Source organism: Nocardia higoensis, assembly GCF_015477835.1.
Lineage (GTDB): Bacteria > Actinomycetota > Actinomycetes > Mycobacteriales > Mycobacteriaceae > Nocardia > Nocardia higoensis_A.
Window position 1 is genome coordinate 82,228 of sequence record NZ_JADLQN010000003.1, and the last position, 25,816, is coordinate 108,043.

Annotated in this window: 25 protein-coding genes, 1 tRNA gene and 1 pseudogene; 15 read left to right on the forward strand and 12 right to left on the reverse strand. The window is 66.1% G+C overall.

The genetic code is table 11. The features are described from left to right. Positions 1–45: 45 nt before the first annotated feature. Positions 46–849 carry a phosphatase PAP2 family protein gene (locus tag IU449_RS18255; protein ID WP_195003333.1) on the forward strand — a complete coding sequence of 268 codons (804 nt, stop codon included), beginning with the start codon at positions 46–48 and terminating at the stop codon, positions 847–849. Here the strand turns inward: IU449_RS18255 and IU449_RS18260 are convergent. Together IU449_RS18260 and IU449_RS18265 are read right to left on the reverse strand one after the other, a co-directional pair. After that, positions 830–2,149, reverse strand: coding sequence for a lipase family protein (locus IU449_RS18260; protein ID WP_324188310.1), 1,320 nt, complete (start codon positions 2,147–2,149; stop codon positions 830–832). The two genes, IU449_RS18255 and IU449_RS18260, sit on opposite strands and share 20 nt — an antisense overlap. Continuing rightward, positions 2,146–3,030 (reverse strand): esterase/lipase family protein, encoded by an 885-nt coding sequence (locus IU449_RS18265; protein ID WP_324188311.1) that lies wholly within the window; start codon positions 3,028–3,030, stop codon positions 2,146–2,148. Before IU449_RS18265 ends, IU449_RS18260 begins: the two co-directional genes overlap by 4 nt. A 550-nt stretch (positions 3,031–3,580) precedes the next feature. On the opposite strand from IU449_RS18265, the gene IU449_RS18270 reads away from it, so the two are divergent. Then, on the forward strand, positions 3,581–4,837 hold the full coding sequence (locus IU449_RS18270) for a PucR family transcriptional regulator (protein WP_195003335.1): 1,257 nt from the start codon (positions 3,581–3,583) through the stop codon (positions 4,835–4,837). A 66-nt stretch (positions 4,838–4,903) separates the two neighbouring features. Further along, positions 4,904–5,107, forward strand: a pseudogene (locus IU449_RS18275) (IS3 family transposase); the annotation flags it as partial. A gap of 353 nt (positions 5,108–5,460) precedes the next feature. Here the strand turns inward: IU449_RS18275 and IU449_RS18280 are convergent. After that, positions 5,461–5,799, reverse strand: coding sequence for a helix-turn-helix domain-containing protein (locus IU449_RS18280; RefSeq protein ID WP_324188312.1), 339 nt, complete (start codon positions 5,797–5,799; stop codon positions 5,461–5,463). Between the two features lie 66 nt (positions 5,800–5,865). Between IU449_RS18280 and IU449_RS18285 the strand changes: the two genes are divergently transcribed. From IU449_RS18285 to IU449_RS18295, 3 genes are all read left to right on the forward strand, one after another. Beyond that, positions 5,866–6,291 (forward strand): YybH family protein, encoded by a 426-nt coding sequence (locus IU449_RS18285; RefSeq protein ID WP_195003338.1) that lies wholly within the window; start codon positions 5,866–5,868, stop codon positions 6,289–6,291. A 55-nt stretch (positions 6,292–6,346) separates the two neighbouring features. Further along, positions 6,347–6,517, forward strand: coding sequence for a hypothetical protein (locus tag IU449_RS18290; protein WP_195003339.1), 171 nt, complete (start codon positions 6,347–6,349; stop codon positions 6,515–6,517). Positions 6,518–6,634: 117 nt separating this feature from the next. Then, positions 6,635–6,705 (forward strand) — tRNA-Gly (locus IU449_RS18295). A gap of 84 nt (positions 6,706–6,789) precedes the next feature. On the opposite strand, the gene IU449_RS18300 is transcribed toward IU449_RS18295, so the two are convergent. The 3 genes from IU449_RS18300 to IU449_RS18310 all read right to left on the reverse strand — a co-directional run bounded on the left by IU449_RS18300 (position 6,790) and on the right by IU449_RS18310 (position 9,631). Continuing rightward, positions 6,790–7,785, reverse strand: a complete 996-nt coding sequence (locus tag IU449_RS18300; protein ID WP_228805162.1) for a tyrosine-type recombinase/integrase — start codon at positions 7,783–7,785, stop codon at positions 6,790–6,792. Between the two features lie 509 nt (positions 7,786–8,294). Continuing rightward, on the reverse strand, positions 8,295–8,783 hold the full coding sequence (locus IU449_RS18305; RefSeq protein WP_195003340.1) for a DUF6630 family protein: 489 nt from the start codon (positions 8,781–8,783) through the stop codon (positions 8,295–8,297). 254 nt (positions 8,784–9,037) lie between these two features. Beyond that, a complete protein-coding gene (locus IU449_RS18310) occupies positions 9,038–9,631 on the reverse strand; it encodes a DUF7691 family protein (protein WP_228805164.1) in 594 nt (197 codons plus the stop codon). An 861-nt stretch (positions 9,632–10,492) separates the two neighbouring features. Between IU449_RS18310 and IU449_RS18315 the strand changes: the two genes are divergently transcribed. Continuing rightward, positions 10,493–10,801 carry a putative quinol monooxygenase gene (locus IU449_RS18315; protein WP_195003342.1) on the forward strand — a complete coding sequence of 103 codons (309 nt, stop codon included), beginning with the start codon at positions 10,493–10,495 and terminating at the stop codon, positions 10,799–10,801. 200 nt (positions 10,802–11,001) lie between these two features. Here IU449_RS18315 and IU449_RS18320 read toward each other — a convergent pair whose 3' ends face one another. Further along, positions 11,002–12,123 (reverse strand): transposase, encoded by a 1,122-nt coding sequence (locus tag IU449_RS18320; protein ID WP_228805166.1) that lies wholly within the window; start codon positions 12,121–12,123, stop codon positions 11,002–11,004. A gap of 385 nt (positions 12,124–12,508) precedes the next feature. Then, positions 12,509–13,207 carry a helix-turn-helix domain-containing protein gene (locus tag IU449_RS18325; RefSeq protein ID WP_228805169.1) on the reverse strand — a complete coding sequence of 233 codons (699 nt, stop codon included), beginning with the start codon at positions 13,205–13,207 and terminating at the stop codon, positions 12,509–12,511. Positions 13,208–13,880: 673 nt separating this feature from the next. Between IU449_RS18325 and IU449_RS18330 the strand changes: the two genes are divergently transcribed. From IU449_RS18330 to IU449_RS18340, 3 genes are read left to right on the forward strand one after another with little or no spacing between them, the layout of a single operon-like run. Beyond that, positions 13,881–14,105: a hypothetical protein gene (locus IU449_RS18330; protein WP_195003345.1), complete on the forward strand. Its 225-nt coding sequence runs from the start codon at positions 13,881–13,883 to the stop codon at positions 14,103–14,105. Positions 14,106–14,115: 10 nt separating this feature from the next. Continuing rightward, on the forward strand, positions 14,116–14,430 hold the full coding sequence (locus IU449_RS18335; RefSeq protein WP_195003346.1) for a hypothetical protein: 315 nt from the start codon (positions 14,116–14,118) through the stop codon (positions 14,428–14,430). Positions 14,431–14,452: 22 nt separating this feature from the next. Then, positions 14,453–14,677: a hypothetical protein gene (locus IU449_RS18340; RefSeq protein WP_195003347.1), complete on the forward strand. Its 225-nt coding sequence runs from the start codon at positions 14,453–14,455 to the stop codon at positions 14,675–14,677. A 190-nt stretch (positions 14,678–14,867) separates the two neighbouring features. Here IU449_RS18340 and IU449_RS18345 read toward each other — a convergent pair whose 3' ends face one another. Then, positions 14,868–15,218 carry a hypothetical protein gene (locus IU449_RS18345; RefSeq protein WP_195003348.1) on the reverse strand — a complete coding sequence of 117 codons (351 nt, stop codon included), beginning with the start codon at positions 15,216–15,218 and terminating at the stop codon, positions 14,868–14,870. 164 nt (positions 15,219–15,382) lie between these two features. Between IU449_RS18345 and IU449_RS18350 the strand changes: the two genes are divergently transcribed. Then, the gene (locus IU449_RS18350; RefSeq protein ID WP_195003349.1) at positions 15,383–15,874 is read left to right on the forward strand and encodes an SRPBCC family protein; all 492 of its coding nucleotides are present in this window, start codon (positions 15,383–15,385) and stop codon (positions 15,872–15,874) included. A gap of 620 nt (positions 15,875–16,494) precedes the next feature. On the opposite strand, the gene IU449_RS18355 is transcribed toward IU449_RS18350, so the two are convergent. Further along, positions 16,495–17,007 (reverse strand): hypothetical protein, encoded by a 513-nt coding sequence (locus IU449_RS18355; protein ID WP_195003350.1) that lies wholly within the window; start codon positions 17,005–17,007, stop codon positions 16,495–16,497. A gap of 205 nt (positions 17,008–17,212) precedes the next feature. Between IU449_RS18355 and IU449_RS18360 the strand changes: the two genes are divergently transcribed. Continuing rightward, positions 17,213–18,490, forward strand: coding sequence for a vWA domain-containing protein (locus tag IU449_RS18360; RefSeq protein ID WP_324188313.1), 1,278 nt, complete (start codon positions 17,213–17,215; stop codon positions 18,488–18,490). Between the two features lie 8 nt (positions 18,491–18,498). On the opposite strand, the gene IU449_RS18365 is transcribed toward IU449_RS18360, so the two are convergent. Continuing rightward, positions 18,499–19,725 (reverse strand): PucR family transcriptional regulator, encoded by a 1,227-nt coding sequence (locus IU449_RS18365; RefSeq protein WP_195003351.1) that lies wholly within the window; start codon positions 19,723–19,725, stop codon positions 18,499–18,501. 169 nt (positions 19,726–19,894) lie between these two features. Here IU449_RS18365 and IU449_RS18370 point away from each other — a divergent pair, with 169 nt between their 5' ends. The 3 genes from IU449_RS18370 to IU449_RS18380 all read left to right on the forward strand — a co-directional run bounded on the left by IU449_RS18370 (position 19,895) and on the right by IU449_RS18380 (position 24,842). Next, entirely contained in the window at positions 19,895–21,397 is a 1,503-nt protein-coding gene (locus tag IU449_RS18370) for a class I adenylate-forming enzyme family protein (protein ID WP_195003352.1), read from the forward strand. Positions 21,398–21,523: 126 nt separating this feature from the next. Further along, entirely contained in the window at positions 21,524–23,338 is a 1,815-nt protein-coding gene (locus IU449_RS18375; RefSeq protein WP_195003353.1) for a DUF3556 domain-containing protein, read from the forward strand. 28 nt (positions 23,339–23,366) lie between these two features. Further along, positions 23,367–24,842: a phytoene desaturase family protein gene (locus IU449_RS18380; RefSeq protein WP_195003354.1), complete on the forward strand. Its 1,476-nt coding sequence runs from the start codon at positions 23,367–23,369 to the stop codon at positions 24,840–24,842. Here IU449_RS18380 and IU449_RS18385 read toward each other — a convergent pair. Beyond that, positions 24,833–25,810, reverse strand: coding sequence for a GNAT family N-acetyltransferase (locus IU449_RS18385; protein ID WP_195003355.1), 978 nt, complete (start codon positions 25,808–25,810; stop codon positions 24,833–24,835). The two genes, IU449_RS18380 and IU449_RS18385, sit on opposite strands and share 10 nt — an antisense overlap. Positions 25,811–25,816: the final 6 nt, after the last annotated feature.

The window sequence follows — 25,816 nt, forward strand, 5'->3', positions numbered from 1 at the left end:
CCATCCCCGCACCGGTTACCGGCGCGGGGATGTCATCGTGGAGAGGTGAGCCCTCCGTCGCCCTCCGCGAAGCCCTCCTCGGTCGTCCGCGCGCTCGCCCTCACCGCCGCCCTGCTCGCGGCCTGCTTCGGCGTGCTCACCGTCAATGTCGTGGTCCACGACGTCCGCGCCCACGGCGCCGACGACCACAGCGGCATCCTCGCCGCCGACCCACAGATCTCCGGCTGGGCGATCGAGCAGCGCACCACCGTTCTCACCACGCTGGCGCGCGTCGTCAGCACCGTGGGCGACACCCTGTCCATGACCATCCTCGGCACCATCGTCTGTGCCCTCCTGCTGCGCTCCGGCGACCGCGCCCGAGCCGCCCTCGTCGCCGCCGCCGGCTTCGGCGCCGCCGTCATCGTCTTCGGCGGTAAACGCCTCATCGGCCGCGAACGCCCACCGGCCGCCGACCGCCTCGCCTACGAACCCAGCCTCGCCTACCCCTCCGGCCACGCCGTCGCCAGCTGCGTCGTCATCGCGATCTGCGCGGCGATCTTCCTCCCGCGCATCACCCGTCTCGCTGTCCGGGTCGTCGCCGGGCTGCTCGCGGCGGCCTTCGTGCTGGCGGTCGGATGGTCACGGGTGTATCTGGGGGTGCACTGGCCGACCGACGTGCTGGGCGCGTGGTGCGCGAGCATCGCCTGGGTCTCGTTCTGCCTCGCGGTATTCCACTATCGGCAGCGCGTACCGGGCCCCGACCACCTCGATGCCGCGCTCTCCGCCACGAATCGACCCACCGCGGCCGGTCTGCTGAGCACGCGAGTGCGCGCCGATCGCACTCCTCCCGTCAATCGTGACGTGCCGTGACCGGCCTGCCGCAGAACATGCGGACGAGCAGAGCCATACCCCGAAGGTGACCCCGCGCTTCTCGCCTGGTCCAGGCGATCGACCACACGGTCCGGGTCGTGCCCGGTGGTAGATCCTTCCGGTCGAATCGGTCGGCCATCCAGTTCATGGTGGCCGGAGTGCCGAGGTAGAGCAGCGCGAGGTGGAAGCTGAGCCGGTCGCGCACATAGTGGATGTGCGCGCCGGCGCGTCGGTACCTGTCCACATGTTGGTCCACGTCGTCTACTGCGATGAGTTCGTCGTTGACACCCTGGATGATCAGAACCGGCATGGACGGGGCCTGTCCACCCGGACGGATGTCGTCCAGAACACGCCGCATCTGCGCGCCGTTCAGCAGGTCGGCGAAGCTGGATTCGCTGTACTCGTCGAGGTTCTTCCCCGCGAACCGGGGTAGCAGGGCCAACGTGGTGCGAGACGCCGCGTCCGCCAGCAAGGTGTGGAATGCGGGTCTGGCGTGGGCACGAAGGACGCTGTCCAACTCCGGGTATGCCCGCCGCAGCGCGGCCACACAGACAGTGGAGAACCCGGAGAGCAGCGATCCGTTGAGTCGCAGGAACGCGGCTCCGGGGTCGCCGACGGGTGAACCGGCCACCGCACCGACGATATTGAGTTCCGGTGCGTAACCCGCTGCCATTTCCGCAGCCCAGGCCGTGGCCAATCCTCCACCGGAATAGCCCCACAGTCCGATATCGGTGGCGGCATCCAGCCCCAAGGGCCCGAATCCGAGCGCCGCGCGGATGGCGTCGAGTGCCCGATATCCGGGTTCACGCGCGACTCCGAAGTGACCGCCCATGCCACCGTGGTCCGGAACCGTGACCGCCCACCCCCGAGCCAGTGCCTCGGCGATGACCGGCAGTTCCAACTGCGGAATGGCCCCGAGTGCGCGCGCGCCGTGCCGCAGCGCATAGGAGGGGAAACAGTTCGAACTGACGCCGTCGATCGCGCACTGGAACGACAGCAAGGGCCGCCGCACCGTGGGATCGGCCCCCGCGGGCAGCAGTACCGTCGTCACCGCGACATCCGGGACCCCGTTCAGATCGCTGGTGCGATAGAGCAGTTGCCATGCCGAGAGCCGTTGCGGGATCACGCCGAACAGCGCGACCCTGATGCCGCGGGCCCGCAGGACAGCGCCGGGCGCACGCTGCTCGAATCCCTGGGGCGGGCGGCAGAATTCATCGTCCTCCGGTCGCAGCGTGCCGTCGGCGTCGAGGTCGGGGACCGGGACCGGCTCGGCGGGCTCCGATTCCAGGTGCAGGCTCACAGACCACCGCCTCCACCGATCAGCCACGGGTTGAACGCGCAGACCGGCGTCGTCGCGGTCGCCGGATCGAGCGCGTTCAGCGTGATACTCGCCGCGCGCGGGGAGTACATGAGGGTGAGGTGATCGGACAGGTCCTGATCGCAGCCGTCCTGCAAGGTGATGTTGTGGACCGTCGCCCCCGCACCCGCCCGCAGGAATGCCCAGTCGTAGGGATTGGTGACCTCGTCGTAGCGCGAGGCCACCGAGGTGTACTCCACGCCGGGCACGGTATCGCCGTCGGCGTTGAGTGCGGCGTAGAACGGGGAACCGACCGCCTGCTGGATATTGGACATCCCGACGATCGGTTCCACGAACCCCAGGATGTTCACACCGAGATTGTTGACAGCCCGCCCCAACGAGGCGATCCCCATCAGCGAGGTGCCGTGGTGGGTGGCCCCGAAGGTCACCAGCCTGCCGACCTTGTCCGCGCCGCCGTCGAACTTCAGATACCGGTTGGCGACCGTGCCGCCCTGCGAGTGACCCACGATGTCGACCTTGTCCGCCCCGGTGGCCGCACGTACCCGGTCGACGAATTGCGCGACCTGGAGTGCGGATTCCTCCATGGGACCGACCCCGTAGCGTCCAGGCAGCACCGCGCCGAGACCGCCGCCCTCCGCGAGTCCGGACCGGCCGAAGTTGAGCGCGAACACGCAATACCCCGCGCGGGCCAGCCGCGGCGAGAGGTAGGAGAAGGTGTCGTAGGCGTTGAGCCACGTGCCGTGCAACAGCACCACCGGACGCGGATGCCGGTCACTCGGCTCACAGTCCCACCGATTGGCTCCGGCCGGCGCCGAATTCGGATTCGTCAGCCCGTAGGCGAACGCCGCCAGCGGCGCCGTCATCTCGGGACCTTCGCCGACTGCCGCCGCCGCGCTGCTTCGCCCCCACGCGGAACCACTACCCGACCCGCTCCCCGATCCACTTCCGACATCGCCGCCGGTATCGACCACGGCTTTCGGCTGCCTTCCGTCCGGTGCCGGTGCGAGTCCGGCGGACACGGTGTCGGCGAAAGCCGCCAGCTCGGCCTCAGGTGAGGGCGATGCGCTCGCGGCGCCCCCGAGTCCCACTCCCTGTGCGAGACCTATGCCGGCGACCAGGGTCGCACACGCGACGATCCGGCCCATCTGTTGCCTCATTGCGAACATTTCCCGTACTTCCCATCCGTTCGGTCGGCACAGCACTACCGAATCGGTATGCCCCAGAGCACATTGCAGAGAGAACGTGATGGCCACCGCTGCGCCGCTGCGGTATCCGAAGTCTGTCCCGGCCGACAGCCGGCGTCACTGCACTGGCGAACGAAGTTCGGCACCCTCGAGTTGTCGGAGTGACAAAGTATCGGCGACGGTGGCCTGAGCGCTGTTCCGCGTCGGCGTTCTCGGCAACAATCGCGCTATGCCAGCCGCCCCGCCGTCGTCCACCGCCGATCCTCCGCTACTCGCCCGCATGCTCACCCGATGGCCACAGATAGCCGAACGACTGCTTGCTGATGGACTCGGAGCGACGACACCCGCCGCCGACCTACCCGAAGGCCACTTCCGACCGGAGGTACTGCCCGCCATCTACGCCTGCGGGCGGGCAGTGCTGCATGCCCTCGGCGAGAACCGCAAGCTCACCCGGGACGAAGTCATCACGTTCGTCGCGCCGGTCGCCGAACGCCACGCCGAAGACCGCTTCCCCTTGGCCATCCTCATCGAGGCCATCCACGCCTCGGCCCAGTCGGTACTGGCCGAGGCAGCCGCCATCGCCAGGCCCGACGAAACCGACCAGCTGGTGGTGGTCGGCGCGGGCCTGCTCGATCTGCTGATGAACATCAACATCACCGTGATGGAGACCTACATCGAGGTCAACCAGTCCATCCACCACGCCGAACGTGAGGCCCGCCGCGAACTGTGCTCGGCACTGCTGCTCGGCCAACCCGCCGATGACCTCTCCGCGCGGGCCGACATGCCGTTGACCGACCACTACACCGTGGTCGCGATCCAGACAGCTCCCGAAGGACCATCCACCGCCGCAGCCGATCTCATGGCGCGCAGGCGAATTCGGGTCCTGCACCGCGCCCTCGACACGTTCACCAACGGCACGGCGCTGGTCTCCTTCGACGGGACGTCCGGAATCGCGCTCATACCGATATATTCCGAATCCGGCCCCGACCTACGCGGTGCGGGCTTGGCCGCCGATCTCGCCGACAAGTTGAGCGGCGCAACCTATCTCGCGGAGCGCGAGACCGTGGCACGCGCGGATCTGCCACGCGCCGCGTCCGAGGCCGCGGAACTGGCCACCCTCGCACGGCTCCTGGGGCATCCCCCCGGCCTCTACCGACTCGACGACCTCCTCCTGGAATACCAGCTCACCCGCCCCGGCGCCGCACGCGACCGCCTGGCAGCACGCATCGTCCCGCTGCTACGCGCTCCCCACCTGCTCGAGGCACTGGAAGCCCACCTACGCCTCGGCGACCGCAAGGCCGCCGCGGCCCACCTCCACGTGCATCCCAACACCCTCAGCTACCGCCTGCGTCGTGTCGGTGACCTCACCGGCATCGACCCGAACGAGCCGAACAACTCCCGCCTCCTGGCAGCCGCCGTCACGATCCACCGGCTCTACCCACCAGCCGGCGCGCAGGATGGGGTGAGCGACGATTCTCGACCGTGAAGGACTTCGCCGAGGACTCGCGCGGTGCGGACCAGGAGTCAACCGCTTGACAGCTATAGGAGCATCAACGCCGTCATCGAATCATTTCGGGGCAGAATGCAAACCGGCCTGCTCAACCGGCAATGCTGGAAGACCCGGATCGAGCTGGCGAACGCGATCTTCGAGTACCTCGAGATCTTCCACAACCGGCGCCGCCGCCACTCAGCCCTCGGCATGCGAACCCCGATCGAGTACGAACTGATGCAACCGTCCGTCCAACCCGTGGCCTGAAGTCCAGCATCTCGACTCTACGAAACCGGGGGAACATCAGCCCGCGAGGAGATCGACGAGAACGCGCCACCTGGGCCGATCTCGCCCCTGTACTACGACCTGCCCACGCTTCTGATGTTGCGCCACATCGACCTCACCAAGGAACTCATCCGCGTCGTCGCGTCGCTGTTCTCCGACAGCCCGGCCGCGCCGATCCCGCCCGAGCCACGCCCGTCCACCGCCGAAGCCCAAGCACGGGCCCGCGCGGACCGGGGACCAGGTCCTCGACGTGCTGCACCGGCTGGGGGGCGACACCTAGCCGAGCAATTCCCAACGCCAGGCAGCATGTGGAGTTCGGTGTCCTGGGTTGGTGTTTATCGCAGATGCTGTAGTCGTTCACCGGTTCGATACAGTTCAATCAGCAAGGGCCGCACCGCTTCCCCAACAGGCGTCATCACGTAGCGGGTGCGTGTCGGGAATCCGGCCAACCGTTGCCGCGAGACCAGCCCGCCCTCGCGCAGGTTGTGTAGGCGCTCGGTGAGCACCTTCGGGCTGATCTCCGGCAGCCGCTCGGCGAGCTCGCTGAACGAGCTCGGGCCGTTCAGGAGTTCTCGCAGTACCAAGGTTGTCCAGCGGCCGGAGACGGCCGACAACGCCACCTCGACCGGGCATGCGGTGTCGGGTCGCTGTGTCCGGCCGGATTCGGTCGGCACCAATTCGGTGTCCCAGCTGTGGGTTTCTGTTTGGTGAGCTGCGTTCGCGCGCGCTTGGCTGGTGGCATGAGTTCCGAAACCGACACTGTCCATGCGTCCACTGTCGCTCTCAGCGATGATCCCCGGCAACACCCAGCGGTTTTCGCGGCAGCCTTCAACTCCGGGTCACCGACCGCGGTCGCCGAGGTCTATGAACAGCGGGCCGTATTCGTACCGCAACCCGGTACGCCGTTGACCGGAGCCGCTCTGGCATCGGCGACAGCGCAATTTCTGGCATTGGGCCTGCCGATCACCGTCCGACCTCGCCATACCTACGTCGTCGACGACATCGCGCTGCTGATCGTCGACTGGGTCATCGACGGCATCGGCCCCGACAGCGAACGCGTCCATATCGAAGGCACCGCCACCGACGTCGCGCGGCGAGGCACCGATGGCCTGTGGCGCTACATCATCGACAACCCGTTCGGCGTGATGGCCCAGCCAGAGGAATGAGTCCGACCCCTCGGCAACGCCCAGACCGGGCCAGGTGCGACCGAGCGAGCTGCCCATGCCCCACACCTCCTGCAAGACCGCAGGCACCAAGATCAGCGGCAAGGACATCGAGTGCCGCTCGCAGATGGGCCACGCCAGCAGCGCCACCACCCGACGGCACTACACCGAACCCGCGTTGAGACCCCTGCCCCTCGTGAACCCCCTGGAGAACCGCGCCGAGGTCTGATGAACTCCTGGAGTGAATCGCAACCTGGGCCGTAACGATCCAGGTCTGACCTCGGACCAGCAGGATTGACCTGCATAGCACCTGTTCTGCTAGGCTATCGGTTGCGCTCATGTGCACGCCGATGTAGTTCAATGGTAGAACTTCTGCTTCCCAAGCAGACAGCGCGGGTTCGATTCCCGTCATCGGCTCAAAGGCAATGACCAGGACTTTTGTCCTGGTCATTGTTCTTCTCCGGCACGGTCGGAAACCCCCGCGTGCCACACACGTGCCACTTACTCGCCGGAACGACCTTCCCGATACGCCGTCGCCATCCGCGACAAATCGTCAGCGATCCGCCGTTCCGCGTCGTCAGTGGCCCGCTGGTAGATCAGCGCCGCCCGCATGTCGTCGTGCCCCATACGTGCCATCAGGTCCTTGGTCGACATCCCCGACTTCGACGCCCACAGGTTCCCCGCATGGCGCAGATCGTGGAAGTGAGTGCCGGCCACTCCCGCCGCCGCGGTCACCTTCGACCACTTCACGATCTGAGTGAAGTTCGAGCGCCGCAGCGGGTTCCCACGCAGACCGGTGAACACGTACGAGTCCGGGTCGGCGCGAACGAACTCGTCCAGGTGCGCGAGAACGTCGGAGCGGATGGCCTCGGGAACCGTCAGAGTCCGAACACCCGCCCGCGACTTCGGAGCCGCCACAACGAGCCCCTTACCGGGCAACTCCACCAGCGCCTTCGCGATCCGCACCGAGGCGGCGCCGGTACCGAAGTCCGCCCGGGTCAGCGCCGTCACCTCGCCCCAACGAAGCGAACAAAAGGCAGTCAGCAGAATCAGCACCCGATACCGCTCCGGCATCGCAGCCGCCAGCCCGAACACCTGGGCGATGGTCAACACAGGCCGCTCAGGACTGCTCTCCTTGTCCGCACCACGCACACGGCAAGGGTTACGCGGAATGAGCTTGTCCTCATCCACCGCCATGTTCATCGCCGCCCGAATCAGCCGATACGCCTTGGCAGTCGCGATCTCGGATGCGCCCGAAGCCAGCCGATCCGCCCGCCACTGCCGGACCATCGGAGTCGTCAACTTGCCGACCTCCACACCACCGAGCGCAGTTCCTTCGACGTGCGCACGCAGCAACCAGCGATAGAGCTGCACCGTCTTCGGACGAAGACCCGGCCGCTGATCAATCCACCGTTCCATGTATGCCGCGACCCGAACCTTGCTGCGCTCGGGATCGATCCAATCCCCCTGCAAGATCTGCACTTCCGTGGTCGACAACCACTGCTCTGCCGATTTCCTGGTCGCGAAAGTTCAAGGCGCACCGGCGGCGCTGCGCGCCGCCGCCGGTGCGCATTTGGTCCTGATCGCGTGTTCTGGCATCCGCTTCGGCGACGGGGCAGCACGCGGACTCCTCGAAGCTGGCCGCTCTTTCGTTCACCGAGTAGTGCTGGGCGCTTCGTCGGCCGTCCCCGACTTGCTCTCCCGCAGCTGCCCGGCGAATCCGCCGGCACTCACTCGTGGGGCCGACTGTGGTCCAGTCGTGGGAAGTTCGAAACCTGGCTGAGCTGTGCGGATGAATTGCTGAACAAAATCCGACGAGAGACAGCCGTACTCGGCATCCTGTCGCCGGGGCATCGTGTGGTTGCGAAACCCTGCCTCCTCATGGCCCGATTGTCTGACCTCACTCGGTCGTGTCAAGGGAAAGAACGCCCTTGACACGACCTCCCTCAGCTCAGCGATGGCCAGGACGAGAAAGCAGGGGAAGGGAAGTCGCCAACGGCGCCAAGTCACGCGGTCGGCGGACTCGCATGATGAACTACGATCTTCGCCCCGGCCGTCGCAGCCAGGCTGAGCAGTGCATCAACCCTATCCGCCTCGATGAAACCCAGGGTGAACCCATCCCCATCCACGTCGACGCCTACGACCGCGGTATCCAGCGCGAGGCATTCTTCCGCCAGTGGGCCCACGAATTCCTGAATGTCGTCGTAGTCCCAGTCGTCATCTTTGGTCCATGTGAACCACTCCCAGTTCAGTGCAGGTGGTGCCGCAGGGAGGCTCTCAAGGTACATGCGGATCTGCGGCGGCCTTATCCGACATTCGCAGTAGGTGAGTCCATCTTCACGAAGTGCATCGACGAGCGCGCTGTCCGGGCAAAACCCTCTCGGGTCGGGCTGCTCAAGTGAGTAGGTCATGCTCTCATGTGACCTATCGCGGTACACGGCCCAAAGATCGATGATGGCGAACAGCGCCGCTCGTTGTTCTTCCCCGACAGGCATAGCGGGGAATGTATCGGATTCCACCGACGTCCAGCAGTCGAAGTCGGGCTCAGGCCGAGAAGTCATCCGCGTGCGATCTACGTGCGATAGCGGTCGGCGAAAACCGGTCAATCCCGGTATCGAGCGGTGACCGCCCCGACGTGCCGAAGACTGTCGCACGGCCCCTCACCAGGGCGGAACCTTCGGCCCAACTGTCGGGGTGACAGGATTTGAACCTGCGACCCTCCGCTCCCAAAGCGGGCCGCTCTGGTCGGTCAGGTGTTGAAGAAGCCTGCGACGCCGAAATCTGGCCGGGAAGCAGCCTTGGCGGCAACGTCCAACCCGAACTCGACCCACCCGCGGGTATCGGAGTCCAATTCCTGCAACCGATCCGAGCCCGTGGCCGCCAGCTGATCTAGGGCAGCAATGCAATCGTGGTGATCCCACTCGCCGTATCCGCCCTCCTCCAGATGTGGTTGGTTGGAGGGCAGCCTCAATCCTTCAAACCTGGTGAAACTGATCGCCTCGATGCCGATGGATGTGAGACCGCCGTCAACCTCTGAGAGCCAGTTGCCGCGGTAAGGCCCATTGCCGTAGTCCCGTATTGAGAGCGTCTTGCAAAAAAGCCGGAATGCGTAGTTGTACCGGTAGCTGAAATCGGGATTGTAGGGGCCGCCAGCGACCAACGCTCGCAACGCATCGTCGATGCTCAATACCGACTTCGGATACGACTCGAAATAGACTCGATCTCCTGCGATTTCGTCGGCACAGTGCACTGCGACTGTCCGCCGCAGTCCCTCATCACCAGATCCCACAGCGTCGTGCACCTCATCGAGCTTGACCAAGTAGGCGGTCACAAATCTACCCATGGCCGCAGATCGTAGGGTACAGCGCCGACACCCCTTCGAATCGTTCCCGGGTGCCTGCCGAGCCCTGTGCGCCGTCGCGTACACGATGCAGACGCGGCCAGTCGCCGATTGGCGCATCCCACCACCGAGCAGGGCCAGGGTTGTCACCACGTTGTCACATCTCACCCGAACGACCCCAGACACGACGAAACGCATACGGAGGCGTTTCAGCACCTCACGGAGGAGCGCGGACAGCCCCGACGTCAGCCGGAACGTCAGGGACTCGACTCGTAATGAAGCGGTCTGATCTCAGAGCCAGCCCGAGGACCGGCGTGCCACACACGTGCCACACAAGCCGGTCAACAAGGGCCAATCTGAGCACTCGTTGCTGCAGGCATCGCCGCCGCTCGGAAGGTGAACCATCCCCCTTCTTCAGATTCCCAAGCAGACAGCGCGGGTTCGATTCCCGTCATCGGCTCCACCTAAAACGCCCTGATCAATCCACCTTTTGATCCACCCCCGAACCGCCGCCACGGGCGAGGGTGTTACCAAAAGTGTTACAGCGGCCACCATCGGCGAAATCGGCCATTCGACCGCCCTCGCCGACCAGACCGAACATCGGGTCCGATCAACCCAACCGTGCACATTCGCGCAGGTCAGTGGCGCATTCCAACCTATCGACGGTGCCTCACACTCGAATGATCGTGTGACATACTTAATGCAGGCTCCAGCGCGCATGAGAGCGACCGGGTGCGGTGCGTCGACCGCTCGCCACTGGTTCCGAGCGGCCTCGACCAGTTCGAAATACCATCGCAAGGCTAACTCCAGATCGCGGACCCCGGATGGTAGAGGGCATCGCAACCTATATGCCAAACTGACTCAATGTTCGCACTCGTGGTGAGATTTGAACTGAAGGACGATGCCGCAGCGCAAGCCTTCGACGGGTTGGTCGCGGAGACGAACGCAGCAATCGCCGAACGTGAACCGGGAACACTTGTCTACGCAACCCACGTGGTTCAGGACGCGCCCCTGGCGCGAGTCTTCTACGAGGTATACCGCGACCGTGAAGCGTTCGAGGAACACGAGCGACAGCCGCACACCAGGCAATTCCTCGACCAGCGCAGCACCTATGTTCGAGACTTCCGGGTCGAGTTCCTCACCCCGGCGGTAGCGAAGGGCCTGCCGAGCTGATCATGCTCGGTCGGTGATGCCGCACCACACCGCGAAATCGTGCAGTGCTTCCGCCCTGCGCGTATCTGCACGGGCCAAAGCGCGGACCGTCTCGGCACCATCGCGTTTTGACGTCCTCCCGGCCCTGAAGGGACCGAGATTCCTCCTGCGGACGATGTGCCGCTCCGGTGGGTTCCTGTTTCACAGGGACTTGCCTTCCGCTAAGCGGCAGGACTTACGGTCCCTCCGCAGGCGTTTCGACTCTCGGCCCGTCCGGCCGCGAGAATATTGATTGCCGCGTTCACGTCCCGGTCGTGGGTCACGCCGCACACACATGTCCATTCCCGGACGTGCAGCGGCTTCTTGTCCCCGATCACCCCGCAGTGCGAGCACATGCGGGTCGAGGGCAACCAACGGTCCACCTTCCCGAAGACCCTCCCATACCGGGCAGCCTTCTCCTCGAGCATGGTCGTGAACATCGACCACCCCGCATCGTGTACCGATTTCGCCAACCGCGTTCGGGCGAGACCTTTCACGCACAAGTCCTCGACGAACACCGCTTGGTTCTCGCGAATGATCCATGTCGTGTTCTTGTGCGCCCAGTCCCGCCGCGTATCCGCCACCTTGGCGTGCGCTTTCGCTACCTTCACCCGAGCCTTGGCCCGGTTCTTCGACCCCTTCTCCTTACGTGACAACACCTGCTGCGCCTTGCGCAAACGGCGTTCGGCCTGCCGCAGAAACTTCGGGGAGTCGATCGTCTTCCCATTCGACATGACCGCGAACGTCGTCAACCCCAGGTCGATACCCACCTCGGTATCCAGCTCGGGCAACGGCTGGGCGTCGGCCTGCACGACGAACGACGCGAAATACCTGCCCGACGCATCCTTGATGACCGTCACCGACGACGGAGAAGACGGCAGGTCCCGCGACCAGGCGACCTTCACCTCGCCGATCTTCGGCAACCGCAACTTCCCGCCCGAGGTGACCGCGAACCGTGCATTCCTCGTGAACCGGATCGCCTGCCGCGCATCCCCGCGAGACCGGAACCGAGGCAACCCGACCCGTGCGCCCCTGCGCTTCCCCGTCACCGAGGCGAAGAAGTTGCGGTAAGCGGTGTTCAGATCGGCCAACGCCTGTTGCAACACCACCGACGACACCTCACCCAGCCACGCCCGTTCCGGGGTGGCCTTCGCCGCGGTCAACCGCTTCGACAGTTCGGTGTCACTGAGACGCTCGCCCCTGCCGAACGCTTCCCTCCGGGCGGCGAGCGCATCGTTGTACACCACACGCGCACAACCGAACGCGCGAGCCAGCGTGACCTGCTGGCCGGGCGTGGGGTACAAGCGGTAACTATACCGAAGCTGCACCCCCGGATCTTACCATCTGAACGGTCTAATCCTGTTGCTCAGCAGCATTATTCACGTTTAGCTGCAAGGCACGCTCGGGCCTTGGCGGCCCTCCCGCGTGGGCCTTCACCACCGCCCTGAAGGACGGCGCACTAGCCCACATTCCGGTAGCGCGTCTGTGCCGGCGCCAGCTTTTTCGCCGTGTGCAATGCATCCAGTAGAAATAATCCGAGAACCCATCGGTACACCCATCACGGCAGCAGCTTGGAGGGTAAATCGGCGCCCTTCCCCAGATTCCCCGAGCACACAGCGCGGGTTCGATTCCCGTCATCGGCTTTCCTCGCCCCAGCGCTGGGCACGACGTAATCCGTGCCGACCGACTTCAGGACAGCGCAGGCGGCCGGTCGTACGCCTCGATCGTGGCCTTGGCGGTAGATCGGTCCTGCAAGATGAGTTCCCACGGACCGGAGTTGATATCGAACGATTTCCCGAATCCGATCCACTTGCCCGCCATCCGGGTACCTGTCAGGTCCACGAGTAATTGGATCGCGCCGTGATACTTCGCGCCTCGGTAGTAGCCGCCCTGGGCTGTGTGCTCGGCCCACGTGCCCGTCACGACGTTGCCATCGACGGTGAGGTCCATCGCCATGCTCGACACCGCCGACCCCGGCAGGCTCCGCACCGTCAGCGCGTCGTCGTGCTGGAGCACGACGACGTGGTGGACCGCGGTGAACGTGGCGTCTCGGCCGCTCGAGTAGTACTCGTAGCGCGAGAGCCAGATTCCGGAATAGATGCCGAGATTCGGCCCGCCGTCCCTGACCGGCTTCGAGTCGTGTGCGAGTCGGCCGATGGGGGAATCCACCATGTGACCGTTCTCGTCGTCGGGGGACAAGGATCGGCCCGGCTCGACCGCGCCGAATCCCAGTGTCTCGATCGGCAATCCCATCACCTTCTCCAGTGCGCGAACATGCGAGGCCCTGGGGTTGAGGGTGGTTCCCGCTTCCCACCGCTGGACGAGCCGCTTCGTCGCGCTGAGGCAGCCGGCCTCGCGTAGCGCTCTGGCCAGATCGTCTTGGCTCATTCGGCGTGCGGACCGCGCTGCGCGGAGTGCGGTGTTCGGTGTGGGCCCCATAGGGCAACGCTAATCCAATGACGCCGGAATGTCGCCCCGAATAGGTGGTGTTGGACGCCAGTTGTGTCGTCGTTCGGTCATGGCCATTCGGGCGATGCTCGATACGGCCCCAGTGTCGGGTCGATGCTCTCGAGGGACCGAGCGGTTGGCGATCCCGCGACCTCATCGGCCGTTCGCTACATCCCCGGCAGTGGGTGCCGACCAAACAATGTGCGTGCGAGCGCTGGGATTCGATTCGGAGTCAGCTTTGTCTACAACACAGTCCGCAGGCTGATCGTCTGCTGCTTCGTCGCGCTGATCCAATTCACACTCGTCAGAGGGGATTCGAGATGTATCTCAACGATATCTGGATAGTCCTGGCGGTAGCGCCGTTGTCGTCGTTGCTCGTCCTCGTCCCGTTCTTCATCGATTTCCGATCCCGTCGACATCGTGTCCCGATCACCGCATCGCCGACCCGAATCCGGACTTCGCATCACACGCCGTTCCGCCCCTACAGCCTCGAAGTCGCCAGAGCGATAACCATCGAGCACGCCGACTGCCCAAGCAGCCGATGCGGCGCGAAAGCGTCCGCGATAAGCGTGCTCACCGCCGCGGGGCTCGCCTGCACGGCGAGGAGCCACCGGTGAGCGTCCATGAGTTGAGGCCACGCAAGAAGCCACCCCTCAACGAGGGCTGCGAGAACGGGTCCGTGCCCGGCATCACCGAGCGGTGGGCGCGCGGGATCATCACCATCCACGAGGGGTGCGAACCGGCCTGCCCGCGCAAGGCGACGGCCGTGCGGTATCTCGCGGACATGGAGCCCACGACCGAATCCGACCCTGGACCGCCGCAGAACGACCAGGCATAGGCAGGCTCGTATGTGGGACATCATCGTCGTGTTCACGGTGGTGACCGGTGCCGCCGCACTCGCGTTCTGCCTCGTCTCCCCAGCAGACCACATCGAGGCCCCGCCAATGGAGCGCACGCCTCGCCCACCCACCTGCACCGACACACGGCCGATTCCTCCGTGGGTGCACACGACACCAGCCCAGCCCCTATCCATCACCCAGGCACACCAAGTGATGCAAGACCACATCGACTGCCCACCCTGGCTGTGCGCAATGAAAACCGCCGCGACGCAGACCCTGCGCGAATCCGGCCGCATCACCCTGCGACGCAAGCCACTGTGGTGAACCCCGAGGAGCAGAAGCCACCATGCTGCCCAAACGCGAGAAGACCACCGACATCCACCCGTACCCGATCCAGCCGGCGCCACTTTCGGTTATCGCGCGCACCTACGAGGCCATGCGGAAAGCCTGGCCCGAACTCGACCACACCCCCATGCCTGCCGACACCCAGACCGCCGACGCGGCGGTCTGCAAGCGCATCACCCATTTCCGCAACGACGACAACGCCTCGATGATGGGCGGCTGGACCTGATCGGCTACCTGATCAGACATCTGTCGGCGGGCGGCGGACAACCGTCCGCCGCCCGTTCTCTTCCAGGAATTCAACGTCGGCCACACCTACGAGAACGTCGCCCGGCACGCCTCGTCTTCTCCGGTCGTGGCCCAGACCAGCTCGCACGGCAACTCCGCGAGCCGTAGCCCCACTTCGGGGCTGAGCTGCGTCAGGACGCCGGAGTGGCCGCGAAACCGGTTGAAGTGACCGTGATGACGCATGGCTCAGCACGACGGTCCGTTTCGTGCACGGCCTCCATCAAGTGGGTCGACATCAGTGTCATCCACCACTCCCACGGTGGCTCCGGGGCCACTCCGCGTTCCGCTTCTTCGGCGATCCTGCGGTAATAGGAATGGAGTTCCGGTGCGGTGAAGACAATCTCGATCGGGCTGTCCAGTCTGCGGTCACCACGTGAGTCGACTCTCAGGCGCCCTTTATCGGCCCGGCTTATCCCCAGCGTCCAATCCCGTCCGGCCTGGACGACCGACTCGATGAGTTCGGTGGTGGTTGGCTCAGCCACGGCAGCCTCCTCCGGGATAGGCGGTGATGATATCGCCGCTGTTGCCGGCGACAGCGGCCCAGCCTTCCGCTTCTCCTGTCCGCGAGGGAAACTGGAATGGCGGAGATGCCGGTATCGGTGTCGCACCGCGTCGAACACCGACCGAGATCCGAAGGAACCCTTTTATGCGTCTGCGCGATACCCCCACCGTCGAGGTCACCGAGCGTCTGGCCTGTAGTCCCGAGCGCGCGTGGGCGCTGGTCACCGACATCGAGTTGCCGACGCGAGCCGATGGCGAGTTGAAGAAGGTGGAGTGGTTGGACGGCGCGACCGGGGTCGCCGTCGGTGCCCGATTCCGTGGCTACAACGCCAGCGACCAGATGGGCGAGTGGCACACCGAGCCGGAGATCATCGAGGTCGAAGAGGGTCGCCGCTGGGTGTGGCGGGTGGGACCGGCGGAGGCACCGATCGCCTTCTGGGGCTTCGAGGTCGAGTCCGCGAGTGACGGCGGCGCTGTCGTTCGACAGTGGGCGAAGGTCGGTACGGGGCGGTCACCGCTTTCGGCGTTCATCGACCAGCATCCGGAGAAAGAGGGCAGGATTCTCGCTCACCGGCTGGCGGTCTGGCGGGACGGTATGGCAGCCAACTTGGCGGTACTCGCGCAATTCGCGGAGTGATCCCGCTGACCTCTCTGCGGGCACTTTCCGCGACCTCCCGCAATCATGCGAGGTGACCACATCGACCGGATCGCCGACGAGGACTTCCACTTCGACGCCCGGAGATGATGCGGATGCCGGGCTACGCACACCAGCCCAACCGGCGCCGGGGCGGCACAGTAGGTCCAGGGACGTACTGTGCCGCCCGCGACGCGGTAGCCGATCGACAGGCGTACCCCGGCTGATGCCGTGTCCAGGAAGGTCGATGCGGTAATTGGTCGGGGTGGCGAGTTGCCCGGTGCGGGTTGAGCAGGGTCGAGTCCGCTGCATACCAGGAGGGGAACTCCCGAGGCCGAGGTAATCGTTCGAACGACAGAACCGGAAGGGCAGGCAATGCGGAGATGCGCATTCGCGCTGTCGCGCAAAAGAGGCGCCCGCACCTGACACGACCGGATCCGGTCCGTCATCGGCGCCACCATAAATGTCAGCGCTCTGTCCTGGCATATGCGCTGATGCCGTCTGCCTGCACCCGCCGTGGACGGTGGCCGGCAGAAGCCACCGTCGACAGCGCGGTGCGGCGCAAATATGCGATGCCGAGACGACTCCGGTCTCGCCGAAGGCGTGCTCTACCGCGGGCAGCGCTACATTCGCAACCACCGGAGCGTTGGGCAATAGCTCTGCATCACCGCCACGACATCTTCGACGGTATCCGGCAAAACCTTGATCGCCGTTATGGCGAGCGGCGCAACTCCCAACGCAGTGGCCAGGAGTGAGGTGGCGCGAAACACGCCACCGGCTCTCGCGCCCACACTGCGCAGATCGACGAGGTTGATACGAATCCACTTCTGCCCCCTCACCTTTTCGATCTGTACCGATTCTATTTCCTGCCAGGCTATTCTTCCTATTCCTGGAAGCAGTATCCCGAGAGGGTCGATGATCAGTTCGGGTGTGGTATTTCGTATGTGAGTCAGGCCGTAGCTCAGTAGAGAAATACCGAAGAACAGCTCGATTATCGGAATGACGCGAGCGGTGTCGGCATCCAGAAAGAACGTCAGTCCGCTGAAGACCAGCAGAAGGATTCCCAGGGTCGAGGCGACCACTGCGATCAATCGGACGGATGCGGGATAGACGGTTGCAGGATCCGGTTGGTGCACAATGTGAAGATACGGCGTCCGATCTCGCTGACGCCCTGCCGGCACTTTCTCGCTCCTCGCGCAATCGTGCGATCGACCGACGCGCCGATGCCGCGACCCGGTGATACTCGACGGATGATGCCGGTCTCTCTGTCGGCGCTGGGCCGAAAGAGAGGCTGAGCAGCACGATCGGACGCGCGAATCCCTGCGGCGAGAAAGAAGGCCAGTGACCGCGATCTGCTTGGTGAAAGGCCAGAACAGCGCCCTGCCCGCGAGCGAGATCACGATCTCGGTGCAGGTGGCGGCGCCGGTCGACGTGTCGGCGCTGCTGGTGACGGCGAGCGGAAAAGTTCGGTCCGACAACGACTTCGTGTTCTACAACAATCCCACCGGTCCCGGTGTGCGATTGACTCCCGGAGCAGCGGGATCGGCCGCCTCGCTGTCGATCTCGACTTCCGCGATCCCGGCCGAGATCGCCGAAGTCCGGGCCGTGATCACGCTGGACGACCAGAGCGCCACCTTCCGGCACCTGCCCGCACCGCTCGCGATCGTCGCGGACAAGTTCGGGAATCCGTTGTTCCACTTCCGCGTCGAGCAGCTCACCGAGGAGTCGGTGCTGATCGCGTTCGAGTTGTATCGGCGCGACGGGACGTGGAAGGTACGCGCGATCGGCCAGGGTTATGCGGGTGGGTTCGCCGAGTTGGTGACCGCGCACGGCATCGTGGTGGACGAGCCGCCGACGATCTCGCCCTTGCCTACCGCGGCGCGGCCGCTGGTCCGCTTCGTCCCCGGCGAGAATCTGCTGTCGTTGGAGAAACGTCGGCAGCTGAATCTCCGGAAAGAGGCCGTTCTCGACGTTCTCACCACCAAGGGCGCACAGGACGAACGGGCACGGATCGTGCTGGTCATCGACAAGACGGGCAGCATGGGGGCGCTGTACCGGATGGGGGTGATCCATCGCGTGGTGCAACGGATGGTTCCGGTGGCGATCCAGCTCGACGACGACGGCAAGCTCGAACCGTATCTCTACGCCAAGGATTTCGCCTCGTTGCCGCCGGTGACGATCGAGGGCGCGGAGCAGTGGTGCGACACCTACCTGCACATGGCAGGCAGGCACGGCGGGATCGATTACGCCCGCATCGGCGGGGTCAACAACGAGATCCCGATCATGCGAGAGATCATCGACACCCTCGATCCGACGATCGATCCCACCCTGGTGCTGTTCTTCACCGACGGCGGGTTCAACCAGAAGAGCAAGATCGCCGCTCTGCTGCGGGAAGCCTCCTGCCTGCCGATCTTCTGGCAGTTCATCGGGCTGGGCGCGGCGAACTACGGCCTGCTGCGCGCACTGGACACGATGGACGGCCGGGTGGTCGACAACGCGGGGTTCTTCGACGTCGACGACATCGACCGGATCGCCGACGAGGACCTGTATCGGCGGCTGCTCGGCGAGTTCCCGGACTGGTTGCGGGCCGCCAGGGCAGCGGGCGTGCTGCGGCGGTAGGCGCGGGGTCAGCTCGGGCGGGCCATACCCAGTTGCTCGGAAACCCGTAGTGCGACTTCGATATCGAGCCGGTCCACCGTCAGCGGATGGCCGAGCACTTCCTCCGCTCGACGGATGCGGTAATGCACGGTGTTCTTGTGGATGTGCATGCGCGCAGCGGCGTCGGTGAGGCTGCCGCGACAGTCCAGGTAGGTGCGCACGGTTTCGCGCAGGCGGGCGGTGGTCTCGTCCTCGCGCATGAGTTCGCCGAGCACACGGTGCACCCAGGCGCGGGTGTCGGGCAGGTGGTCCATCAGCAGACCGGTCAAGGCCACTCGCGCATGCAGGGTCAGGGGTGAGCCGGTGTCGGCGAGCAGGGCGAGGTTGCGGGCGCGCTGGGCGTCGCGGAAGGTCTGGCGGAAGCCGTCGAGGCCGGCACCCAGGTCGCCGACCGCGACGTGAATGCCTTTGCGGCGGGCGAGGTCTCGTTCGAGCCGTGGGACGTCGAGGGAGGGTTTGCCCGCCGAGGAGATCCACACCCAGCAGTTCTGTTCGTCGATCAGCGCGGTGAGCGGTTCTTTGCCGGTGGCGGCGGTGAGCATCGCGACGCCCGCGCGCAGCAGCTCGCTCGCGGGGACGGCGGCTTGGCGGACCGAGACGATGGCCGCCAGGTGCCAGCCGCGCAGGGAGGTGGCCAGCATGTGTTCGGCGGAGGCGAGGTCCAGGTTCTCGGTGTCGAGCACCGCGCGAATCTGCGCGGCGCGCATGGTGTCCGAGCGCATGTCCCAGCGCCTGCGCTCGCTTTCGTAGATGTCGACGATGCCTTCGATGACGCGGTCGATGTAGGTGTTGACCACCGTCGCGCCGCGGCCCGCGGTCTCCAGCGCGATGTCGGCGGGCAGCTCGGACGCGCGGAGTTCGCCGATGATCCGCTGGGTGAGCCAGTGCTCGCCGAGCCGGTAGGCGCGCAGCAACGCTTCTGGCGCCATGCCCTGCTGGGCGACGCGGCGGGCGTATTCGGCGGCGGCCAGCGGCACGGTGATGTCGTCACGGGAGGCGCTGAGGGCGAGCATGTCGATGATGGCGGCGAGGTTGGACCCGGTGCTGGCGATCATCAGCCGCCGTACTTCGTCGTCGTGGTGGAACTCCGGGATCCGGTCGACGAACATCGTGGTGATCTCGTCGAGGAGCGGATCGAAATCCTCCCTGAGACGTGCGGCGACCGCGCGGGTGGCCTCGTCGACGTCCGTACTCATGCCCGGACCGTACCGGAGGGTTTGCTGTGGTTCGGACGCTTTCCCCGGCTTGTTGTGCTGCTGGCACAAAGCCAGGCGAAGACTCTGGGGCGCGGGCCCGTAGCCCTGCCCCACCGTCAGGCTTACCTTCGAGATGTAATCCGCATCACATCGACCCGGTGAGGGAATCGTGCAACATATTGTCGGTTTGCCGGAGTTCCGCGCCACGTGGCATCCCAGCGGCGCGTGCATCGCAGACGATCGCGAACAATTGGACAACCAATCCTTCGCCCGCCGGGTGCGGGCGGCGGCGACCATTCTTCACGCCCACGGGATTCGACAGGGCGATGTCGTCGCGGTGGTTCTTCCGAATCGTCTCGAATTCGCCGTGATCATGTTCGCCGCGTGGCGGCTGGGCGCGGCGGTCACGCCGGTGCGGCCGGACTCCACCGCCGAGGAGATCGGCTACCAGGTGCGCGACAGTGCTGCCTCGGTGGTGGTCACCGTGACCGGCGAGGAGCCAGGGACGCTGGCCATGGCCGAGGTGGCGGGCACCGGCGTCGAGGAGGGCGCGCACGAGGCCGTCACGCCGGAGTCGGACGAGCCCGCGCTGATCATCTACACCAGCGGCACCACCGGGCAGCCGAAGGGCGTGGTGCTCGAGCACGGCAACGTCGCGGCCATGTGCGACATGGTGGTGAAGGCGTTCGGCCTGGACGACACCGACCACAGTCTGCTGATCCTGCCGCTGTTCCACGTCAACGGCATCGTCGTGAGCATCCTGTCGCCGCTGCTGGCGGGCGGCCGCGTCACGATCGCCGGGCGGTTCTCGGCCTCGGCCTTCTTCGACGTGGTCGAACGGGTCCGGCCGACCTACTTCTCGGCGGTGCCCTCGATCTACGCCATGCTGGTCGCCCAGCCGGCGAGCACCGTGCCCGACATGTCCTCGCTGCGGCGGGTGGTCTGCGGCGCCGCCCCGATGCCCGCCGAGCTGATCGGCCGCTTCGAATCCCGGTTCGGCGTCCCGATCGTCGAGGGCTACGGATTGTCCGAGGGCACCTGCGCCTCCACGCTCAACCCGCCCGCCGGACCGCGCAAACCGGGCACGGTCGGCGTCGCGCTGCCCGGCCAGACCGTGGCGATCATGGACCCCGAGGGCCGCCTGGTGGCCGACGGTGAACGCGGCGAGGTGGTGATCCGCGGCGCCAATGTGATGCGCGGCTACCTCGGCAGGCCCGAGGCCACCGCGCAGACGATCATCGACGGCTGGCTGCACACCGGCGACGTCGGCTACCTCGACGAGGACGGCTACCTCGTGCTGGTCGACCGGATCAAGGACATGATCATCCGCGGCGGGGAGAACATCTACCCCAAGGAGATCGAGAACGTCCTGCACAGCCATCCCGCGGTGCTCGAGTCCGCGGTGGTCGGCGCGCCCGACCCGGTGCTCGGCGAGGTGCCGGTGGCGTATGTGGTGACGATGCCCGAGGCGACGGTCGACGCCGAAGAACTCCTCGCGCACTGCCGGGCTTCGCTGACCCGCACGAAGGTGCCGGTGTCACTCGACATCACCGAGGCCCTGCCGCGCAACGCGGTGGGCAAGATCGACAAGAAGAAGCTGAGAGTTCTCGCTGCCGCGGCAGACTCCACAGCCGCTACGGCGGATACGGCAATCGCCGTCGCCGGAGCATAGAAAACCGCGATACCCGACCGCATCCCACCCGAAACGAATTCTCGGGCAGGTGAGTGCTGCGCCCGATTCGCCCGTCGGCGCAATTCGTTCCACAGCTCTATTTCATCCGACAGAAAGGGCCGGACAATGGGGTTCACAACAGCAGAACTTCCTCCCGTCGATCCGGGGGAATTCCTGAAGAAACCGCTCACCGAGCGCATGCGGATACTCGCGTTGCACTGGGTGGACTACGGGTTCGGCTCGGCCAGGATGATCCAGCTGATCTACGTGCTCAAGGTCGCCCTGATCTCGGTGCTCACCGGCGTCGCCCTGGCGACCTGGACCTCCGGGGTCGGCCCGTTCTGGGACGTCTCGGCCTGGTGGAACCAGCCGGTGGTCTACCAGAAGCTGGTGCTGTGGACGGTGCTGCTGGAAGGACTCGGCGTAGCCGGTTCGTGGGGACCGCTCGCGGGCAAGTTCAAGCCGATGACCGGCGGCGTGCTGTTCTTCGCCCGGCCGGGCACGATCCGGCTGCGGCCGTGGCGGTGGATGCCGTTCACCAAAGGTGACACCCGCACCGTGTTCGACGTGGCGATGTACGTGGCGTTCCTGGCGACGCTGGTGGCGGCCATCGTGGCGCCGGGCGTGAGCAGCGCGTCGCTGTCGGAGGCGCTGCCGGACAACACCTCCGGCCTGGTGAACCCGGCCTTGCTGATCGCGCCGATCGCGCTCTACGTGCTGTTGGGCCTGCGTGACAAGACGATTTTCCTCACCGCGCGCGGCGAACAGTACCTGCCCGCACTCGTCTTCTTCGCGACGCTGCCGTTCGTGGACATGATCATCGCCGCGAAGCTGCTCATCTGCGTAGTGTGGATCGGCGCGGGCGTGTCCAAGTTCGGCAAGCACTTCAGCAATGTGGTCCCGCCGATGGTCTCCAACGGCCCGGTCGTGCCGGGCAAGTGGCTCAAGCGGCTGAACTACCGCGACGTCCCGCGCGACCTGCGCCCGTCGAAGACGGCCTCGTTCCTGGCCCACGTCGGCGGCACCACCGTCGAGATCATCACCCCGCTGGTGCTGCTGTTCTCCACCAACCACGCGCTGAGCGTGGCCGGGGTGATCATGATGGTGATCTTCCACGCCTTCATCACCTCCACCTTCCCGCTGGCGGTGCCGCTGGAATGGAACGTGCTGTTCGCCTACCTCTCGGTGTTCCTGTTCCTGGGCTTCCCGAACGAGAACGGCTACGGTCTGGCCGACTTCTCGACGCCGTGGCTGCTCGCACTGATCGCCGCCGCGCTGGTCTTCTTCCCCGTGCTCGGCAATCTGCGCCCCGACCTGGTGTCGTTCCTGCCGTCCATGCGGCAGTACGCGGGCAACTGGGCCTCGGCCCTGTGGGCCTTCGCACCCGGCGCCGAGGAGAAGCTGAACACTCTGGAGCACCGTCCGACGCAGAACCAGATCGATCAGCTGCTGGCCATGGGCTATCCGCGCGAGGTGGCCGAGCTGACGATGCAGCAGACCATCGCGTGGCGGTCGATGCACAGCCAGGGCCGCGGACTGTTCTCCGCGCTGTACACCCACATTCCCGACATCGACCGCTGGACGGTGCGGGAAGCGGAGTTCGCCTGCAACTCGCTCATCGGCTTCAACTTCGGTGACGGCCATCTGCACAACATCGATCTGATCGAAGCGGTACAGCGGCGGGTCGGCTTCGCGCCGGGTGAGTGGATCATCGTCTGGGTGGAATCGCAGGCCATCCACGAGGGCATCCAGCGCTACCAGGTCATCGACGCGGCGCTCGGCGTGGTGGAACGCGGCACCTGGCAGGTCGGCGACGCGGTCGACGCGCAGCCGTGGCTGCCCGACGGCCCCATCCCGTTGCAGGTGACCTGGCGGTCGCCGAACTACAGCGGACCGGCTCCGGCTCCGGCTCCGGAGATGGCGCCGCAGACCGTCAGCTGACACCACTCGTCGCAGGAAGGGAGAACCCATGAGCACCGCCATCGTGGTCGGCAGCGGTCCCAACGGCTTGGCCGCGGCAGTCGTCCTGGCCCGGGCCGGGGTGGAGGTCACCGTGCTGGAGGGCGCCGACGAGATCGGCGGCGGCACGCGCAGTAGTGAGGCCATCGTGCCGGGCCTGCTGCACGATCATTGCTCGGCCATCCACCCGATGGCGGTGGGTTCTCCCTTCCTGCGCGGCCTGGACCTCGAGCGCTACGGATTGTCCTGGGCCTGGCCGGACATCGACTGCGCCCACCCGCTCGACGATCACAGCGCGGGCGTGCTGGTCCGCTCCGTCGGCGAGACCGCGGCCGGCCTGGGCCGCGACGCCCGCGCCTGGCGCCTGCTGTTCGAACGCACAGCCGCCGACTACGACCGGATGAGCGCCGACATCATGCGCCCCCTGCTCCGTATCCCTCGCCACCCGATCGCGTTGGCCCGCTTCGGCCTTCCCGCGCTGGCTCCGGCCACGATGCTGGCCAGGGTGTTCCGGACCGAGCAGGCCAAGGCATTGTTCGGCGGCGTGGCGGCGCACGCCTTCCACCCGCTGCACCGGCCGCTCAGCGCGAGCATCGGGCTCGGCATCCTCACCGCCGGCCACACCTACGGTTGGGCCGTCGCCCGCGGCGGATCGCAGCGGATCGCCGACGCGATGGCGGCCGCGCTCGGCGACCTGGGCGGGAAGATCGAAACCGGCGTCCCCGTCCGGTCGGTGTCGGACCTCCCCCCTGCGGATATGACCATGTGGGATGTGTCGCCGACCGCGGTCGCCGACATCCTCGGCCACCGGCTCTCGCCCCGAATCAACAAGGCGTATCACAGATTCCGCTACGGGCCGGGCGCCTTCAAGGTCGACTTCGCGGTCGAGGGCGGCGTGCCGTGGAGTGCAGAAGCCGCGCGTCGGGCGGGCACGGTCCACCTCGGTGGTGGGTTCGCCGAGATCGCGGCGACCGAACGAGACATCCATCGCGGGCGCATGCCCGAACGTCCCTTCGTGCTGGTCGGACAGCAGTATCTGGCCGATCCGCAGCGCTCGGCGGGCGATATCCACCCGGTGTGGACCTACGCCCACGTCCCGCACGGCTACACCGGCGACGCGACAGCGGCCATCATCGACCAGATGGAGCGCTTCGCACCCGGCTTCCGCGATCGGATCGTCGGCACCGCGGTGCGCAGCACCACGGAATTCGCTCGCTACAACCCGAACTACGTCGGCGGCAACATCATGACGGGCGCGAAAGACATCCCCCAGCTCGTGTTCGGCCCGCGAACGACTCTGCAGCCCTACGACATCGGGCTGCCCGGGCACTACCTCTGCTCGGCCGCCACACCCCCCGGCCCCGGCGCGCACGGCATGTGCGGAGTGAACGCCGCGCACCGAGCGCTGCGAAGGTGGGGGCCGAAGGAAGTGGGAGTCCATGGCGCACCGCCTATACCGGCCGATTCGAATGCTGATCACGCATAACGCTCGACATGTCCGACGGTGACGAAGCCGAGGCGTCGATAGATCCCTTCGCCGTCCGGGGACGCAGTGAGGACGACCCGCCGCGCACCGGCTTCCAGCGCCAGTGCCAGCGCGCGCCGCGTCAGCGCGGTCCCGATGCCCCGTCCGCGATGATCGGCTCGGGTCACGATGTGCTCGAGCGACGCGCCGACGCCACTGCTGACGACCGCGGCACAGCCGAGCACCTCGTCGTGTTCACGCCAGAGCAGGTAGCGGGTGGATGCCCGGTCCATGCCCTGGCGCAGGCCGGTCACAAGACCGTTGGTATCGGTGGCACCCGACCAGAGGCCCGCCCACTCGGTGAGGCCGGCCGCACCGGTCACATACTCGATTCGCTCTGGTTGTCCGAGTTCCCGGTACGCGACCTGGTTCGCATCGGCGAGCACCATCAGCGGCTCGGTTTCGAACAGCTCCAGTCCCCGCCGACGCAATAGACCCGGTATCTCCGGGGCATCGATGTCCGGCCAGAAATGCCAGCATGCGGGCACGCCGTCGAACAGTTTTCGCAACTGTTCGATCTCGTGCGGGGCCGCACCGCCCAGCCGGAGAACACCGTTCAGTTCCTCGCTGGGCGCGCCGGTGTAGAACCAGCTCGACAGCGCGCCATTGCTCGACCGGTTCGCTCGCACCACATGTGTCGCGACAAAAGTAGTTACGGCGTCGTGGCACCGCTGGGGGTTACTCGTCCGGCGATTCACGACCTTCTCCTCGGGTGCACACCGCCATCTTGTCAAGGAGGGCTTCGGGTGAAACCAAGAAGGATATCCCGCTGCAGCCGAGGCAAGCTGGCTCCCGCCGAACAGCAGCCGCCCGATGACTCGCCCGAGCGCGGCGACGGAGCCACTGGCACTACCGGTTTCCGTGTCGCAGCTCCGCCGGCCCACCGGGCCATCGCCACCGTGTCCGCACATGCGGCCGAGTATCGGCATCGACGC

Coding starts and splice junctions, on each gene's coding strand:
- IU449_RS18310 (WP_228805164.1), bottom strand. CDS start 9,631: ATGGGTAGATTTGTGACCGCCTACTTGGTCAAGCTCGATGAGGTGCAC.
- IU449_RS18285 (WP_195003338.1), top strand. CDS start 5,866: ATGAGTTCCGAAACCGACACTGTCCATGCGTCCACTGTCGCTCTCAGC.
- IU449_RS18290 (WP_195003339.1), top strand. CDS start 6,347: ATGCCCCACACCTCCTGCAAGACCGCAGGCACCAAGATCAGCGGCAAG.
- IU449_RS18365 (WP_195003351.1), bottom strand. CDS start 19,725: ATGAGTACGGACGTCGACGAGGCCACCCGCGCGGTCGCCGCACGTCTC.
- IU449_RS18305 (WP_195003340.1), bottom strand. CDS start 8,783: ATGCCTGTCGGGGAAGAACAACGAGCGGCGCTGTTCGCCATCATCGAT.
- IU449_RS18325 (WP_228805169.1), bottom strand. CDS start 13,207: ATGAGCCAAGACGATCTGGCCAGAGCGCTACGCGAGGCCGGCTGCCTC.
- IU449_RS18315 (WP_195003342.1), top strand. CDS start 10,493: ATGTTCGCACTCGTGGTGAGATTTGAACTGAAGGACGATGCCGCAGCG.
- IU449_RS18350 (WP_195003349.1), top strand. CDS start 15,383: ATGCGTCTGCGCGATACCCCCACCGTCGAGGTCACCGAGCGTCTGGCC.
- IU449_RS18335 (WP_195003346.1), top strand. CDS start 14,116: ATGTGGGACATCATCGTCGTGTTCACGGTGGTGACCGGTGCCGCCGCA.
- IU449_RS18340 (WP_195003347.1), top strand. CDS start 14,453: ATGCTGCCCAAACGCGAGAAGACCACCGACATCCACCCGTACCCGATC.
- IU449_RS18375 (WP_195003353.1), top strand. CDS start 21,524: ATGGGGTTCACAACAGCAGAACTTCCTCCCGTCGATCCGGGGGAATTC.
- IU449_RS18270 (WP_195003335.1), top strand. CDS start 3,581: ATGCCAGCCGCCCCGCCGTCGTCCACCGCCGATCCTCCGCTACTCGCC.
- IU449_RS18385 (WP_195003355.1), bottom strand. CDS start 25,810: ATGCCGATACTCGGCCGCATGTGCGGACACGGTGGCGATGGCCCGGTG.
- IU449_RS18265 (WP_324188311.1), bottom strand. CDS start 3,030: ATGACGGCGCCGCTGGCGGCGTTCGCCTACGGGCTGACGAATCCGAAT.
- IU449_RS18380 (WP_195003354.1), top strand. CDS start 23,367: ATGAGCACCGCCATCGTGGTCGGCAGCGGTCCCAACGGCTTGGCCGCG.